Source organism: Nostoc sp. (assembly GCF_036917375.1).
Lineage (GTDB): Bacteria > Cyanobacteriota > Cyanobacteriia > Cyanobacteriales > Nostocaceae > Nostoc.
In genome coordinates this window covers 24,961-40,443 of record NZ_JBALDN010000008.1, presented here as the reverse complement: position 1 = coordinate 40,443, position 15,483 = coordinate 24,961, and the positions used below count along the sequence as shown (strand labels likewise).

12 protein-coding genes are annotated in these 15,483 nt (G+C 41.4%); 7 read left to right on the top strand and 5 right to left on the bottom strand.

The genetic code is table 11. The annotated features are described in order from the left end of the window. Positions 1 to 148: 148 nt before the first annotated feature. The gene (locus V7K45_RS02745) at positions 149 to 844 is read right to left on the bottom strand and encodes a HupE/UreJ family protein (protein WP_335000136.1); all 696 of its coding nucleotides are present in this window, start codon (positions 842 to 844) and stop codon (positions 149 to 151) included. A 232-nt stretch (positions 845 to 1,076) separates the two neighbouring features. Here V7K45_RS02745 and V7K45_RS02740 point away from each other — a divergent pair, with 232 nt between their 5' ends. After that, entirely contained in the window at positions 1,077 to 1,703 is a 627-nt protein-coding gene (locus tag V7K45_RS02740; protein WP_335000134.1) for a DUF416 family protein, read from the top strand. Between the two features lie 10 nt (positions 1,704 to 1,713). Then, complete coding sequence (locus V7K45_RS02735; protein ID WP_335000132.1) at positions 1,714 to 2,433, top strand: helix-hairpin-helix domain-containing protein; 720 nt, start codon at positions 1,714 to 1,716, stop codon at positions 2,431 to 2,433. 135 nt (positions 2,434 to 2,568) lie between these two features. Here the strand turns inward: V7K45_RS02735 and V7K45_RS02730 are convergent, their stop codons facing one another. Continuing rightward, positions 2,569 to 3,339: an SGNH/GDSL hydrolase family protein gene (locus tag V7K45_RS02730; RefSeq protein WP_335000130.1), complete on the bottom strand. Its 771-nt coding sequence runs from the start codon at positions 3,337 to 3,339 to the stop codon at positions 2,569 to 2,571. A gap of 701 nt (positions 3,340 to 4,040) precedes the next feature. On the opposite strand from V7K45_RS02730, the gene V7K45_RS02725 reads away from it, so the two are divergent. From V7K45_RS02725 to V7K45_RS02705, 5 genes are all read left to right on the top strand, one after another. Continuing rightward, positions 4,041 to 5,435, top strand: coding sequence for a hypothetical protein (locus tag V7K45_RS02725; RefSeq protein ID WP_335000128.1), 1,395 nt, complete (start codon positions 4,041 to 4,043; stop codon positions 5,433 to 5,435). A 460-nt stretch (positions 5,436 to 5,895) separates the two neighbouring features. Continuing rightward, on the top strand, positions 5,896 to 6,177 hold the full coding sequence (locus tag V7K45_RS02720; protein ID WP_335000126.1) for a hypothetical protein: 282 nt from the start codon (positions 5,896 to 5,898) through the stop codon (positions 6,175 to 6,177). Between the two features lie 104 nt (positions 6,178 to 6,281). Then, positions 6,282 to 7,469, top strand: a complete 1,188-nt coding sequence (locus V7K45_RS02715; protein ID WP_335000124.1) for a TRC40/GET3/ArsA family transport-energizing ATPase — start codon at positions 6,282 to 6,284, stop codon at positions 7,467 to 7,469. Between the two features lie 255 nt (positions 7,470 to 7,724). Beyond that, positions 7,725 to 11,048 (top strand): GAF domain-containing protein, encoded by a 3,324-nt coding sequence (locus tag V7K45_RS02710; RefSeq protein ID WP_335000160.1) that lies wholly within the window; start codon positions 7,725 to 7,727, stop codon positions 11,046 to 11,048. A gap of 634 nt (positions 11,049 to 11,682) precedes the next feature. Beyond that, positions 11,683 to 12,003, top strand: coding sequence for a hypothetical protein (locus tag V7K45_RS02705; protein WP_335000123.1), 321 nt, complete (start codon positions 11,683 to 11,685; stop codon positions 12,001 to 12,003). A 215-nt stretch (positions 12,004 to 12,218) separates the two neighbouring features. Here V7K45_RS02705 and V7K45_RS02700 read toward each other — a convergent pair whose 3' ends face one another. The 3 genes from V7K45_RS02700 to V7K45_RS02690 all read right to left on the bottom strand — a co-directional run bounded on the left by V7K45_RS02700 (position 12,219) and on the right by V7K45_RS02690 (position 15,212). After that, positions 12,219 to 12,563 carry a DUF2103 domain-containing protein gene (locus V7K45_RS02700; protein WP_334837502.1) on the bottom strand — a complete coding sequence of 115 codons (345 nt, stop codon included), beginning with the start codon at positions 12,561 to 12,563 and terminating at the stop codon, positions 12,219 to 12,221. Positions 12,564 to 12,575: 12 nt separating this feature from the next. Further along, complete coding sequence (gene clpS, locus V7K45_RS02695) at positions 12,576 to 12,902, bottom strand: ATP-dependent Clp protease adapter ClpS (protein WP_292738203.1); 327 nt, start codon at positions 12,900 to 12,902, stop codon at positions 12,576 to 12,578. Between the two features lie 279 nt (positions 12,903 to 13,181). Beyond that, a complete protein-coding gene (locus tag V7K45_RS02690; RefSeq protein WP_335000120.1) occupies positions 13,182 to 15,212 on the bottom strand; it encodes an FAD-dependent oxidoreductase in 2,031 nt (676 codons plus the stop codon). Positions 15,213 to 15,483 lie beyond the last annotated feature (271 nt).

The following is a 15,483-nucleotide window of genomic DNA, read 5'->3' as shown; positions in this document are numbered from 1 at the left end:
ATTTATATATAGCTTCTAGATTAGCGCAGAGGTGCATCAACTTATTCACTAGAATGCTTGCTTGTCCAGTCTGAAAACACAGTGGGGGCGCACAGCTAGGTGTACGCCCCCACGAATGAATGTATTCCACTGAATTTAAATATCTGATTTAAATAAGCGAATTGCTCAAAAACACGATACCGATCGCACACAAAGCGAAGCCAGCAAGGCTGATTTTCCAGGGTAAAATTCGGTTTATTTCTCCCATACCCATCCCAACACCAATTTCTCTAGCACTCATGGCAACGGCAAACAGAGTTAAGGCAATACCTAGTATATAGGCAACTACTGATATTGTTCCTGCACTAACAATCGATTCAGCATTAGCGTAACCCTGAAATAAACCAGCACTGATGCCTACTAGAGCAAGCACCAGAAAGTTTAGTTGATTTGGCATCATCAGCATAGTACCAAAAACGATGGTAGAAATGGCGATGGCTGCGCCCGCCGAAGGCATCGCTATTTCTGTGTCTGGTAAATTTAGCTGGGATATATGAATTACAATCCCCAAAACTGTTGCAAAGACAAAACATCCAGCGATCGCAGCACCACGAACAAACACAGATGAGAGTAAGCCAATCGCAACAATACCAACTAAACAATTCAAGCTAATTACTGGATCTGCCAATCCCCAGATAAAGGCTTCCCAGCAGTTAGTGATGGTATGGTTAAGTGGTGTTCCACTCAATGAACTCAGTAAGCTAATTAAAATTAAAGCTGCGATCGCCCCAACATGGCGATCCATGAACTTTGAGGTCTTAAGTTCCCCCGAAGTATGGGATTCTGATAATTTAGTCTTGAACATTGCTATATACCAAATTAGTTTTTAGGTAATTTATACTACCCAGCTATCCCAAAAAACTAACGTGGTAATTACGCTAGATCCTACTAGCTTCATAAAGTTATGTAAAGCCGCAGTCGTAGAAATAAGTTCTCTCATAAGCAAGTAGGATCGGGTTATTAATATTGAGATTCAAGATGCGATCGCTAATCAAAAATCCGTCCAAAACTGCTGACAATACAACTAAGTTATAAAAATGAATCTAAAGTACCGTCAATTCCATATATTGGAGCGAGAACTAGAAGCTCTTGCGCCTATGCATCGAGTGGCGTTTGCGGCAGCTTGTTGTGAGAGATTGTATCCACACTATGATATTTACTTGCGAGCAGCTAGAGAAGATGATTGGGATGGAGAAGATTTATTTAGAGTAGCACTCAATGAAATCTGGGAATTTTTGGCAGGAAAAAAGGTTGAGGTGGCAATATTTCGTCAACTGTATTCCGATTCCGACCAAAGCTACCCCGATCATGAAAACATAGAAACTCCAGAAGCACAGAGAGCCGCGGATGCAATTCTCAATACTTTAGAACTTTGTTTAGATCCAAGCGTACAACAGACTATTTCAGTAGCAAAAGAAATACATGAAACTCTTTTTGAGTATATAGATTATTTATACCAGTGTGAAGACGAATACTCGGCAGATATTTCCCACGAAGAACTAGTAAAAATAGTTGCCAACCATCCGTTTACAGTAAGAGAAATGGCAAAACAAAGCGAAGATTTGCAGCGCTTGCGAGAAACTCCCACCTTAACTGCTGAGTTTTTACAATGGCTGCGTACTTCTTCTGAAAATGGTGGTAAAAGTCTGCTAGATTTAAGTTGAGAAAACAATCGTGAAGCGTGCGACTAAAGAACCTCAAGAAAACGCAGCCTCAAATTTGGATGCTGTAAAAATTAAATGGTTTCGCCACCATCTCTCTATATGGGGAACGCAAAATTTACGCGATTTTCCTTGGCGGCACACTTGCGACTCTTATGCCATTCTTGTCGCTGAGTTTCTGCTACAAAAAACAGATGCGTTGACGGTTCTCCCTGTCTATGAAATATTTCTTTCTAGATATCCTACGCTCGATAAATTAGTAAAAGCTAGTATTGAAGAATTAAGCGAACTGCTCAAACCTTTAGGTCTTTTCTTCCGAGCAGAAAGACTGTACCAGTGCGTTTGCATAATCTTAGAGCAGTATGGAGGAAAAATCCCCGATTCAGAAAAGCAGTTACTTAAATTACCTGGAATTGGTAAATATACGGCTCGTGCTATCTGTTCTCAAGCTTTCAATCAACCGTTAACCATACTTGATACTAACGTAGCTCGCATTCTCGAACACTTCTTTGCCTTGCAAGGAGAAAGAGTGAAATCGCGCTGTAAGATTCTCTGGAATGCAGCAGAAATAATTGCTCCCAATAAAGAAGTTGGCAAATGGAATCTAACCTTGCTAGACTTTGGAGCGATGGTTTGCAGGGCAAAAAATCCTCTTTGTAATGATTGCCCTCTCTCAGCAAAGTGCAATTACGTACAAACACAACGTAACTTAGAGAGTCTCAATCAAACATAGCATCAACTTTGCCAGAACCCAACCTTATCAAGGCTTTTTTGGGTTTTTCTGTAGCTCAACCCAACCTACTATTCTAAATTTATTTATGTGTAGCACTATTTTTACTTTTTAATTTTCGTTAATTGATTCTGACTCCTAAATACTGACTTCTGAATTCTTTTTCACGATATACTCAACTAATTGTTGAATCAGTTGAGCGTCTGTTTCACTTAAATTTTCCAACTCAATTCTGTTGTTTTCTTGTGGCGTACTAGAATCGCTACTATATATACGACGACTCAAGCCTACAGGACTATTCTCATAAAATGTTGTATAGAATACACACGCTGCTACATACGATCCAATCGGACTAGGGTGGCTTTTATCGGAACTGTAAAGGTTTAATTTTAGATTCGCTTCCTGAATTTTTTGCCAAGCTATTCCCACAGGTGCGACTTTAGCTTTCAGTTCTTGAGCAATGTTCATGTAAGCATCAGTCAATATCTGTTGCGTTTCTGGTTGATTTTGCTTTGCCCAAGTTAAGTAAAACACTGTTTGGGAATTCACTCGCTTAATCTCGGCATCAAACAGAGTAGCGTACTTGTACATTTCCTTGGGATTGGTAATTGGTAAAGTACTTTGCTCTTGCAGTACTACGTAATCCCAGCGTTTCGCTTTCAAAAGCCTGAGTGCTTTACCACGTTTCCAGTGGTTTTGAAGTGTAGCTCCACCAATCACAACCATTTCAGTTTCTAACTTTTTAGGTTCTTTTGCTGAAGCAGCCAACTGTTGTGTCAACCAAGGAAGATCGTTGAAATATGTATAGCTGTTGCCAATAAATAAAACTCTGATTGCTTGCTGTTCAGCTACGGGGAAAGAATTTGTCTTAATCTGCCTTGCTAGCATATTAAACAAGACAATTATCATAAAGAGGAATAAACATACATATACTATCTTGGTATTGCTCATCTTCCCTGAAATCTTTGAAGTATAACTTAATTCTTGGACAGGATTTTTTTGGGAATTGTTCTGGTTATTGATGAGTATATGAAAGTTTTTCCCAAGATATTGCAAATTTTACCTGCTTCGGCTGGTTTGTTGTGAAGGAGGTACAACCTTGCTGGGTCACACTATATGCAATTGATAAATTTCCCTGCGCGGCTAATCTCTACTCACTCTATGCTTTATCTAAATCTTGTAACGGATCGTAATTTATTTATGGTGTGAGCCGGAACTGATAAATCAATATGCACGATGTTGTGAAATTATCAGGCAGGATTTTTTTATAAACTTTTATAAAAAATTGGCTGGCTCTGCATAAAACTTGTGCGTCCAGCGTAGAGTAAACAGGTACTAGCTTGATGAAGATAAATTGTCGTTTACTTGATCTGGCATTGCCTAACCGTTGTTTAGAAACTACTGCTGATTGTTATTCGCTAGAACTCTTCTCTTAATCTCAATGGGAGAATTGTAGACAGCAGAATAATGAATAATTGCTTACCCCGAATTTTTGATGAGATACGAAAACTTTTCGAGCTACTGAAATTCTGACTTAGAAAATTCTTTTTCAAAGAGCAAGACTTTCAGGGTTTAAAATTCGATCGCACACAATCGCGGAAAATTATATTATGTCCAGACTAATTGTTTCTTTACCCCCATTTTTAGGCACTTCTGGTTCCGATCTAGTGGTAGGACAAGAGGATAACGCAATCCCAGCTATTGGAATTGAGGTTCTAAAAAACGGAGTCATCGATACTCAAGCAGGTAACGATACTATCAAGGGTAGTGGCACCGGCGGCGACGACAATGACGTTGGTGGCACAGGCACAGGCATTGTTAACAGTGGCATCATCAATGCAGGGAGTGGAGACGATACGATCTCTGGCACAGGCAGTGGTGGTTCCGGGTATAGAACCAATGAACTTGGTACAGGTATCTCTAACACTCAGAGTGGTTACATTAATGGAGGAGACGGAAAAGATTTGATCGAGGGAACCGGAACCGGAGGTGACGGAAATGGAATAGACATCACTATAGGTATCCAAAACACTCAGAAGAGCCGCATTGATGGAGGATTTGGGGATGACTCTATCAAGGGAACTGGAATTGGAGTATTTGAGGGGAATGCTATCGGAATCTCTAACACTGAGCGCAGCAACATTAATGGAGGAGAAGGGAACGATTCCATTAAGGGAACTGGAACTGGTGGAATTAGTGGTACTGGAGGAGAAGGTACAGGTATCTTTAACAGTGGTGGTAGCAACATTAATGGAGAGAAAGGAAACGATTCTATTGTTGGTATCGGCAAGGGGAGTGATGCAAGCGAAGAACCTTTTAGATCGTACGATGCGGGTAGGGGTATAGGCATCTCCAACAGCAAGGGTAGCACGATCGCTCTTGGGCAGGGAAACGATTATCTCTCTGGCACAGGCACAGGCGGTGCAGGGTTCTACGCTGATAACCCTTTTGGGAACGGGCCAGTGGAGCTTGCACCTGGTGTAGGTATAGGTATTGTTAACAGTGGCACAATCAATTTAGGCGATGGTAATGATACCCTCATTGGCACTGGCATTAATCAAGGCACAGGTATTCTTAATACTGATGGCATTATTTATCAAGGGGCAGGAGCTGATATCCTTACTGGCTATGGCACCAGCATTGGCATTCAAGGCGGCACGATTGATGGCGGAAACGGTAACGATAAATTCAAAGCCCGTCGAATTGATGCTAACGGTAATACTGTTTTAAGCCAAGGGGGTGCTATTGCTGATGTCTTGATTAAGGGTGGAGGTGGAAATGACATATTTGATGTTGGTTACGGTAATGCCACGATCGATGGTGGATCGGGATCGGATAAGCTAATTCTGTCTGATTTCAAAAGTGATTATATTATTACGGGTACAGGCAGCCCCAACAATTACACCATTAAGCGGGATCAATTTACCTTGAATGTCTTGAATGTTGAGGAAATTGCCTTTAGTGGCGTTCCTCTACAGCAAAATGTGCTTGGGACAGTGAATTAGGAATTTCCAACAAATAAATTATCCAATTTTGTGGAGTGGGACGAGGGCTTGATAACCGCAACAGTCGGTTATTTCAAGTGCAACAAGAACACTTCACTTTTTGTAGTGTTAAAAATTACCCAAAATTATCACTAGAAAGAGTAATACCATTTTGAAAAATGATTGCGACAGATGGATTCATACCAAACCAGACGCACCAAGGCAATTTCCAATCCAAAATCTAAAATCCAAAATCTAAAATGGTATAACCCTCAAGCCTTGTAATGACTGGTGTCTAGAGGTATAAGTATTTGCCATGAGAGTAAAAAATCTAATTGCCAGTAAACAGCCCCGATCGCAATTTTTAGATAATTAAACCACAGTGCATGGTATCACAACTGTGCTGCCCTACTGGGGATTGAAACAAAATCCCTCAATACTTTAGAGTTAATAATAAACTCAACTTCAAAGCGCGATCGCAATGACTGATAAAGAACTCAAACATCTAATTGAGAGTAATGCTAAAACAGTCCAAGCTATGTTAGACGAAATGGCGGAAGCACGACAAGAACGCCAAGAACTCCGAGAAGGAATGCTCCAAATTCAGAATGCAGTCGCACAATTAACGAATATACAAGATAAAATAACCAATTTACTAATTTCTATTGATGGCGATCGCCCCACAATTCTTAAAAAACTCTCAGCACTGGAAACCAAGCTTGACCAGTTATTGCAGCAAAACCCAACGGATGAGTTAGGGTAAATACTCATAATAATGCCTAGACGTGTTGAAACAACATTTATTTTCCTTAAACAGTCGATAATGTAAATAAATGTAAAAAATTCTCAGGCAGGATAAAAGCATCTATGCGTGTAATTTTAATGACTGGTAAAGGCGGCGTGGGCAAAACTTCTGTCGCGGCTGCAACTGGACTTCGTTGTGCGGAACTAGGCTATCAGACGTTGGTTTTAAGTACAGATCCCGCCCACTCTCTCGCAGACAGTTTTGATATGGAACTGGGACACGCACCCCAAAAAATTCGCCCAAATCTCTGGGGTGCTGAACTGGATGCGTTGCAAGAACTGGAAGGTAACTGGGGTGCTGTGAAACGTTATATTACCCAAGTTTTACAGGCAAGGGGTTTAGATGGCGTACAGGCGGAGGAATTGGCAATTTTACCAGGGATGGATGAGATTTTTGGCTTGGTAAGGATGAAACGCCATTACGATGAAGGCGAGTTTGATGTCTTAATTATCGACTCAGCCCCCACCGGCACAGCCCTGCGCTTGCTGAGTTTACCTGAAGTCGGTGGTTGGTATATGCGCCGTTTTTACAAACCATTTCAAAACATCTCGGTGGCACTTCGACCTCTGGTTGAACCTTTGTTTAGACCAATCGCTGGTTTTTCGCTACCTGATAAAGAAGTAATGGATGCACCTTATGAGTTTTATGAACAAATTGAAGCTCTGGAAAAAGTATTAACAGATAATACTCAAACCTCAGTGCGTCTTGTCACCAATCCCGAAAAAATGGTGATTAAAGAGTCTCTCCGTGCCCATGCTTATCTGAGTTTATATAACGTTGCAACAGATTTAGTCGTGGCTAATCGCATTATCCCAAGCGAAGTCCAAGACCCATTTTTTCAACGTTGGAAGGAAAGTCAGGAGCAATATCGCCGAGAAATTCATGATGATTTTCACCCTCTGCCTGTGAAAGAAGTTCCCCTATTTTCTGAGGAAATGTGTGGATTGGCTTCATTAGAACGACTGAAAGAAACTCTTTATAAAGATGAAGATCCAACTCAGGTTTATTACAAAGAAACAACTCTTAGAGTAGTGCAAGAGGAAAACCAATACAGCTTAGAACTTTACTTACCTGGTATTCCTAAAGACCAAGTTCAACTCAGTAAAACTGGAGACGAATTAAACATCACTATTGGCAACCATCGTCGTAACTTAGTTTTGCCACAAGCCTTAGCAGCACTACAACCAGGCGGAGCAAAGATGGAAAACGACTATCTAAAAATCCGCTTTGCTGACAACACAAAAGTTTAATTTTGTTGAACGTTACTCTGCCAACAAAAAGTTAAAACTAAAATGCAAGAAATTTCTCTTGTAGCTAGTACAGACGCAATCTTTTTAGCGTCTGTTTTTATGATTTTTTGGTGAATTTTAATCAAAGCCAAAAAAATATTTTTATTAATGATTTGACCGTAGTTTTACTGAAGACAAAATGATCGAATAAATTTCACAATGTCTTTAGATTTAATTATGCCAGTTTTCAAATTATTAATTTATTTTGCTATAACAATGACCTCCAATCCCGAACAAGATTTGCCCTTATGTCGCGATGAAGAAAGTTTACTACGCCGCATTACAAACCGTATTCGACGAAGCTTAGAGTTAGAAGAAATTATCACAGTGACAACGGCAGAAGTGCGATCGCTATTAAAAACCGATCGAGTGATGATTTACAAATTTCATCCCGATGGTAGTGGTCAAGTGATTGCTGAATCAATTAATAAAAATTGTTTGCCGTCGCTACTAGGGCTAAATTTTCCCTCCGATGACATCCCATCTTATGCCCGCGAACTATTTATCAAATCACGCGTGCGTTCTGTTGTGAATGTTGAGACTAAAGAGATTGGTCAAATTCACCTGCGTGACTTGGATAATGGAGATATCTCAGAGGAGATCCGTTACCGCCCTGTAGACCCCTGCCATATTGAATATTTAACGGCAATGGGGGTAAAATCCTCTGTAGTAGCGCCTATTCTCTATCAAGATCGACTTTGGGGACTGTTGGTGTCTCATAATTCCCAAGCGCGTTCGATTTCAGAATATGAGCTAGAAGCAATACAAATGGTAGTCGAGCAGCTGTCAATGGCGATCGCTCAAAGCACCCTTCACACTCAAGTTCGCAAAACAGCCGAACGAGAAGCGATCGTTAATCGCATTGCTACCCTATTACATTCACTGCCGACGATTATCTTACAGCCAGCCTTAGAAGCGGCTGTTGCTGCCTTTGATGGTGTTGGTGGCAGACTTTGTATTAGAAATGAAGCTCTTGATTTCCACAATGGCAACGTCACCAGCTTAACAGAATGCTTAATACCAGGAAATAGCTGTATCAAGCTTTATATCTGTGGAGAGCAACCTGTAATGCCAGAACAAACTATATATCCACTAATCGAGCAATATAGTATCTGGCAGGAACACTACAAGTTCACTAACTACGACGTTTGGGCGATTTCAGATATATATAACACTCCTGGCTTGCGAAGTTTGCAAGTTGCTTTTCAACCAACTAAAATTCGCAGCATATTGATGATCCCACTCCAGTATCGTCAGCAGTTGCTGGGCTACCTAAGTATTTTCCGCAACGAAGTAGATACAGAAACTTTATGGGCGGGGCAGCATGAGTGCGATCAAAGGCAACAGTACCCCCGGCGATCCTTTGAGGTTTGGCGCGAATCTAAAACAGCACAAGCTCAAAAATGGACAATTGAAGAGATTGAACTGGCTAGAAACCTCGGTAAACACTTTGCTTCCGCAGTTCAGCAGTATGAACTACACCAACAAGTACAAGTTTTTAATGAAAATTTAGAAAAACAGGTTAGAAGACGCACTGTTGAGTTACAACGGACAGCTGAACAAGAACAGGCTGTGTTTAAAGTTATTGCCGAGATTCGAGAATCTTTGGACACAAATACGATTTTTCAAACCACAACTAAAGAAGTTTGTCAATTAATCAAAGCCGATCGCGTTTCTGTTTATCGCTTCGATGCTAATTGGGGTGGTGAATTTGTCGGCGATTTCGAGGCTGCTAGTCCATACTGGTCGAATGAGTCGGAACTAGGTATTAATACAATTTGGAATGACACCTACTTACAAGATACAGAAGGAGGACGTTACCGCCATAATGAAACATTTGCAGTCGATGACATCTACAAGATGGGGTTTACTCAGTGTCATATCGACAATCTAGAGCAGTTTCAAATTTACGCTTTTGTGCTTGCGCCGATTTTTGTTGGACAACAACTTTGGGGTTTGTTGGCAACTTATCAACACACTGGCCCTCGGCTATGGAAAACTTCTGAAGTTAACTTCCTCAGTCAGATTGCTGCCCAAATGGGCGTAGCACTTCAGCAAGCTGATTTACTCACTCAGACACGACAACAGACATTAGATTTACAACAAGCAGCAGAACAACAACGGGTATTGTTTGAAGTTGTGGCGAAAGTTAGAGAATCTCTCGATCTAAATGCGATTTTTCAGACAACTACCCAAGAAATTTGTAAATCACTACAAGCAGATCGAGTTGCAGTCTACCGTTTCGAGGCTGATTGGAGTGGTGAATATATCGCCGAGTTTGTGGGCGATAACTGGTTAAAGTTAGTAAGTTCAGATACGAAGACAGTTTGGCAAGATAGCTATTTACAAGAAACCCAAGGTGGGCGATATCGTCACAATGAAACTTTTGCAGTTGATGATATCTATGAAGTCGGTCACTCTCAATGCCACGTTGCAGTTCTAGAGCAAATTCAAGCAAGAGCTTATGCAATCGCACCTATATTTATCGGGCAACAGCTATGGGGCTTGCTAGCAGCTTACCAAAATTCTGCACCCCGCCATTGGGAAGCCTCGGAAATTAAATTTATTACTCAAATTGCCAATCAACTTGGGGTTGCACTCCAACAAGCGCAATTACATAATCAAACCAAAGAGCAGACGCAAAAGCTAGCTCAAGCTTTGCATGATTTACAGCAAACTCAAACCCAACTGATCCAAACTGAGAAAATGTCCTCATTAGGTCAATTGGTAGCTGGTGTGGCTCACGAAATTAATAACCCCGTGAACTTCATTTATGGCAACATCAATCATGTCAATGATTACACCCAAGATTTACTTAGTATCCTAGACCTCTATTTGCAAAATACTCCCAACCCTAGTCCTGAAATTAGCGATCGCGCCTTAGAGATCGACTTAGAATTTATCATAGAGGATTTGCCCAAAACTCTAGCTTCCATGAAAATTGGGGTCGATCGCATTCGGCAGATTGTCTTGGGTTTACGGAATTTTTCTCGCCTTGACGAAGCAGAAAAAAAACCAGTTGATATTCATGAAGGTATTGATAGCACCTTGCTAATTTTGCAACATCGCTTGAAAGCAAAACCAGAAAGTCCGGCGATTCAATTAGTCAAAGAATATACTAACCTTCCTTTAGTGGAGTGCTATGCCGGGCCGCTAAATCAGGTATTTATGAATGTTTTAAGCAATGCGATCGATGCTTTAGAAGATTACACAGAATCTCAATCAAAACCTCATAGCAGTCAAATTACTATCCGTACTGCTCTTGGAGAACTTGAAGGCAATATCAAGAGTGTAGTAGTTCGGATTGCAGACAACGGGCCAGGAATACCCGAAGCTCTCAGAGCAAGAATCTGCGATCCCTTTTTCACAACTAAGCCAGTGGGAAAAGGCACTGGTTTGGGATTGTCAATTAGTTACCAAATTGTCGTAGATAAACACGGTGGTGTTTTTAAATGTGATTCTCAACCGGGGTTAGGTACAGAATTTTGGATTGAAATTCCGATTAAACAAATGACGAAATCCCACCATCAACTCCAGTAGATTGGGGAACCGTATGTCTCTCAATACGTTCGGATAAGCATTTTTCATAATCGAGTGTGGTCTGGGTAAGGGGCAAAGGGGAAGGGGACAATACAGAACCTTTTCCCCACTTATGCAAGAAGTCTAATAGTTAAGTGGGGAAATAAGAGAAGGGTTGTGGGATGAGGGCAGTTAATATTACTTAAAACATTTTGATTTATTTTTTAAGTAATATTAATTCATAAGTTAATTGCAACAATTGCTGCAATCATTTAAATGTTTCTTATACATGAAGGAACGATTGTTGCAAAGTATTAAGTCTTTCCAGCAATTGCTTATACATTTTTTGGAAATACTTAAACCTTTCTTATACATGAAGGAACAATTGTTGCAAAGTATTAAGCTTTTCCAGCAATTGCTTATACATTTTTTGGAAATACTTAAACCTTTCTTATAGATGAAGGAATGATTGTTGCAAACGCTTCAATTTTGGCAACTAGTCTTGCAGGTTAATGGAGTTATGAGTGCTGAGTTGCAAGTGAGATTTTTCACTCAGCACTCTTTAATCTATTGAGGTTTGTAAATAATTTGTATCTCTGCAAGGAATATTCCTTTAGACTGAGTTTCAACTGAAAAAATGTGGGAATAAACACAAATGCATTCGTTAAATATATTTTGTCACGAATCTGTAGTTGCTGTTTCCTTTGTCGCTTGCATTATTGGACTGTTGTTACTGTGGGATAGTAAGCAGCAAACAAATGAGATGGAAGAAACAGAACGTATTCTGTTTAGAATGAGCTTTAGTTACTGGCTAGTTTACTGTGTAGCTTTTGGCATCGAAAAAATAGTTTTACCTGGCTGGGAATCTGTAGTCATGACTTTGAAAATAACTACGGCTCTGTCATATTTCTTAACTTTTTCTTGTATTGTTAGTCTACCGCTACACAAATTTGCAGTACATCGGGTTGAGGAATAATTATTGGGCATACCTTCTCTGCGAGACCTACGCGTAGCTTGCTTCCCCGGAGGGTACGGCGGCTTCTCTACAAGACGCTACGCGTTAGCGGAGCTTTCGCTTTAGCGACACGCTCAGGGCAAGTGGGCATTGAGCATTGGGTAAAAAAGTGAGATTCCCAACTCAGCACGGGCTAAACCTTAGCTATCCGCTAACAGCACTGCTATCGGGTACGATTAACATCTCATAGCGATCGCTAATGCAGCTTCTAGTCGATCTTGGGGTAAAGTCGTTAAAATAAAGACCTCTTGTACCGTTTTTCCCTGCCGTGCAATGACTTTATAGCCGCCGCGAATGGGTACTGAGACACGTAGTTGCATTTTTGGACAGTGACCTTTCGATCGCCCAATCACTCCCGGCGTCACAGTTTGGATGCCATCTTGCTGACAAAGACGTTCTAAAATCGGGATAAGACCAGAAAGGTGTGTTGAGTGATTCCAAACCAGTCTGGCAGCTTTTTGTGTTCGCGTAGCGTCTCGTAGAGAAGCCGTGCGGAGGGGATCTACGGAGGGTTTGCCCATAATAATTTAAGGTTAAGCTGCTTCTAGAGGTGCCATTGTCAAACCTGCTCGGCGCAGCTGCTGGTGATAGAGTTCCGCAGGTTCTTGGGGCCCGACCCAGACGATCGCTTGACCTTCATAGTGTACCTGATTAGTCAGATCCCACGCGCGATCGCCACTCATTCCCGGAATATATTTCATCAAACATTCACACACGTGTTGGAATGTATTAAAATCATCGTTTAATACAATCACTTTGTAATTCGGATAAGTCTTACGGATAACTTGATTAGACCGTTCAGGAGCTATAGTTGGTGCTGTGGACATCCCGTAAACATCTGCTGAAAGTGTCATAACCATAAAACAATTGGTCAAGATAATTTTACAAAACTACACTACAAATAATTAGTTTAGTTCATTGTTTAGTAGTCTGTTGTTATTTGTCCGTTGTCATTTGTCCGTTGTCCTTAACCAATGACCAATAATATTGTGTCCGGCTAAAGACTCATCATTTATACCGCAGTTATTACTGGGGGAAGAGGCTTTTGGGATTTTTGCACAGATTCGGTAATCATAAGTGATTAACCGGACTTGATATGACCAATGACCAATGACAAATGACAAATGACAAATGACAAATTATTTCCAATTATCCCAGTTTTCGTTAAAAATAGATGTATCTGGGAAGGCGGTAGGGTTGCCATTTTGTTGCAAAAGCCGCTTGAGTGCTTCTAGTTGTGGCTCTTGTTTAGGTAAATCATCAACAAGTTGGTAAGGTGCGATCGCATTTTTGAGTGCAAAACTAGCTACAGTTCCCGCAGCTGCGCCAGCCGACCATTCAAATGAGTGTACCCGATAGGCAGCAGCAGCAATATGACTAGTCGCAATACTTTTGCCACCTACAAGCAAGTTATCAATCTTCTGGGGAATCATTGCTCTCAAAGCAATTTGAAAGGGATAAGCTTGACCCGCACCGCGTCTTTCGCCTGGACGTTCTGTGTTACCAGGTGCTTCTGGGGGACTATTCACCATGCAAGGATGGAAATCTATGGCGTAGTGACCAATACCCACAGCATCGGGAAAAATGGTAGAACGAGTCCGTCGCATTGCTTTGTCTGGTGGAACTCTACCGTCAATTACTGATATTGCTTCTAAACCTGCAACTGCTGCTCGTAGCCGACGATACATATCTGCTGGCAAAGTCTTGGAGTAATATTCGTCATTATAATCTCGGCGGGAAATATCAATTTCCCCAATACTAAAACCTTCAGATTGTCCCCAACTGGGGCGGCCAATGATGCGCCGTCCTTCTCGCATATAAGGGTATTTCGATAAACCATGTATTGTCCCCATTGGGGAATTTAAACCGGAAACAAAGCGGTTATTAGTTTGCGGCTGCTTGACACCATCCCCTAGTTGAGAATCCGTAGTTCCAGCTACTAACCAGTAATAGAAAGATAAGGCATTTTCCTCAGCCTTGCGGAGGGTTTCTGTCCGCAGTCCTCCCATCCAACCCCCTGGCTCTAACTGTCCAGTCGCTTGTAACTGTTGGCGGGTATAAATTAGGTTATCCTGCGCTGTTCCGGGGCGGTAGTCGTTACCCCAAGTCCAGTTTTGCATGGAGATATCCCCTGGTGCAGCCGCAGTAAAACTTACACCGCCAAATTTTGCTGGTTTTCCTTTGTTTGGACTCCAAATGCGACGATAGCTAAAAACTAAATCAAAGTTAGCCAGTCGCGTTAATTCATAGCTGAAATATGGTGCATATTGTGGATAAAATGCAGGCATTGTCTGCGGTTGCGGTTCCTTAGTGGCCTCCATTGCAAAGGTGTAGGTAAAGCCTTGAGGGCAATAGGGGTCATTGTTGGTGCTAGAAGCAGAAGGTTCTAGGTAAGAACGGGCATCAATCCCTAATCGGTAAGGGACATCAGCAAGGGCGATAATTTCTCCAGTTTCGCTAGCGTCTACAACATACCATTTAGGAGCATTCTCTTCCGTTGCTTTGGGGATGAAACGGACAATAGTTTTGGTAAACCGAGACGAGTTTTCGTAGCGATAGGCATCTTCAATACTTTGAGATAATGTAAAAGTATTGAGAGGTGGTGCGCCTTTTGGTGGTTGATGTTGAATTGCGATCGCACTATTAATTATTTTGCCATCAGCAGCGATTTCCAAATCCTTAATTACTGTGTTGGGAAACCATTGCAACTTCCCTTTGCCCTGCTTTTCGGCATCTTTAAGCATCTGGGTCAAAATTGTGTGAGCATCGTGGGGAAGAAAACACGATTCACTTACCCAGCAGTTGCCGGGGTTAAGCTTACCGTATTTACGCCCAATGCGGTTTCGCAATTCCAGATAGCCGCGAGAATAGAATTTGAGAGCTCGCTGAGTTGGGCGTTCATCTAACGCAGATGTCCCTTGAGCAGAAATTTGTCCTCCCAACCAGTCGGTAATTTCTGTGAGACAAACTGTTCGCCCTGCTAGCAACCCCTCGTAAGCTGTGGCTACGCCAGAAAGTCCACCACCCACAACTAAAATCTCGCAATTTACAGTTTTGTCTGGGGTTCTCGGTGGCGCAGCGAGCGCCCGATCGAATGCGACTAAGCTAGAGATTAAATTAAGACCGATCAGCGATGTTAAGCTAAAAGCTACTTTGTGTCTATGCTTCATAGTTAAAAAAACCGCTCCAAATCCTGTGTCACCTTGTAGACGTTAGCATTTAAGAAATGTCTAGCTCAAGAAATTTTTCTAGAACAAGAAACGCGATGAATCACCGTCTTTATAATACAGACGCGATGAATCGCCGTCTCTACAATACGCGATGAATCGTGTTTTTGTGATGATCGATCGCATTTTTTGCTATCTATAATTTTCATCAAAAAATTTTAATTGAATCGTATTGTAATCACTTCCCCTAACAGGGACGAAAACGAAAGTTGGC

Bases quoted from the DNA above. Each gene is read 5' to 3' on its own strand.
- V7K45_RS02715 (WP_335000124.1), top strand. From the start codon at position 6,282: ATGCGTGTAATTTTAATGACTGGTAAAGGCGGCGTGGGCAAAACTTCT.
- clpS (WP_292738203.1), bottom strand. From the start codon at position 12,902: ATGGTTATGACACTTTCAGCAGATGTTTACGGGATGTCCACAGCACCA.
- V7K45_RS02705 (WP_335000123.1), top strand. From the start codon at position 11,683: ATGCATTCGTTAAATATATTTTGTCACGAATCTGTAGTTGCTGTTTCC.
- V7K45_RS02745 (WP_335000136.1), bottom strand. From the start codon at position 844: ATGTTCAAGACTAAATTATCAGAATCCCATACTTCGGGGGAACTTAAG.
- V7K45_RS02740 (WP_335000134.1), top strand. From the start codon at position 1,077: ATGAATCTAAAGTACCGTCAATTCCATATATTGGAGCGAGAACTAGAA.
- V7K45_RS02700 (WP_334837502.1), bottom strand. From the start codon at position 12,563: ATGGGCAAACCCTCCGTAGATCCCCTCCGCACGGCTTCTCTACGAGAC.
- V7K45_RS02730 (WP_335000130.1), bottom strand. From the start codon at position 3,339: ATGATAATTGTCTTGTTTAATATGCTAGCAAGGCAGATTAAGACAAAT.
- V7K45_RS02725 (WP_335000128.1), top strand. From the start codon at position 4,041: ATGTCCAGACTAATTGTTTCTTTACCCCCATTTTTAGGCACTTCTGGT.
- V7K45_RS02710 (WP_335000160.1), top strand. From the start codon at position 7,725: ATGACCTCCAATCCCGAACAAGATTTGCCCTTATGTCGCGATGAAGAA.
- V7K45_RS02690 (WP_335000120.1), bottom strand. From the start codon at position 15,212: ATGAAGCATAGACACAAAGTAGCTTTTAGCTTAACATCGCTGATCGGT.
- V7K45_RS02720 (WP_335000126.1), top strand. From the start codon at position 5,896: ATGACTGATAAAGAACTCAAACATCTAATTGAGAGTAATGCTAAAACA.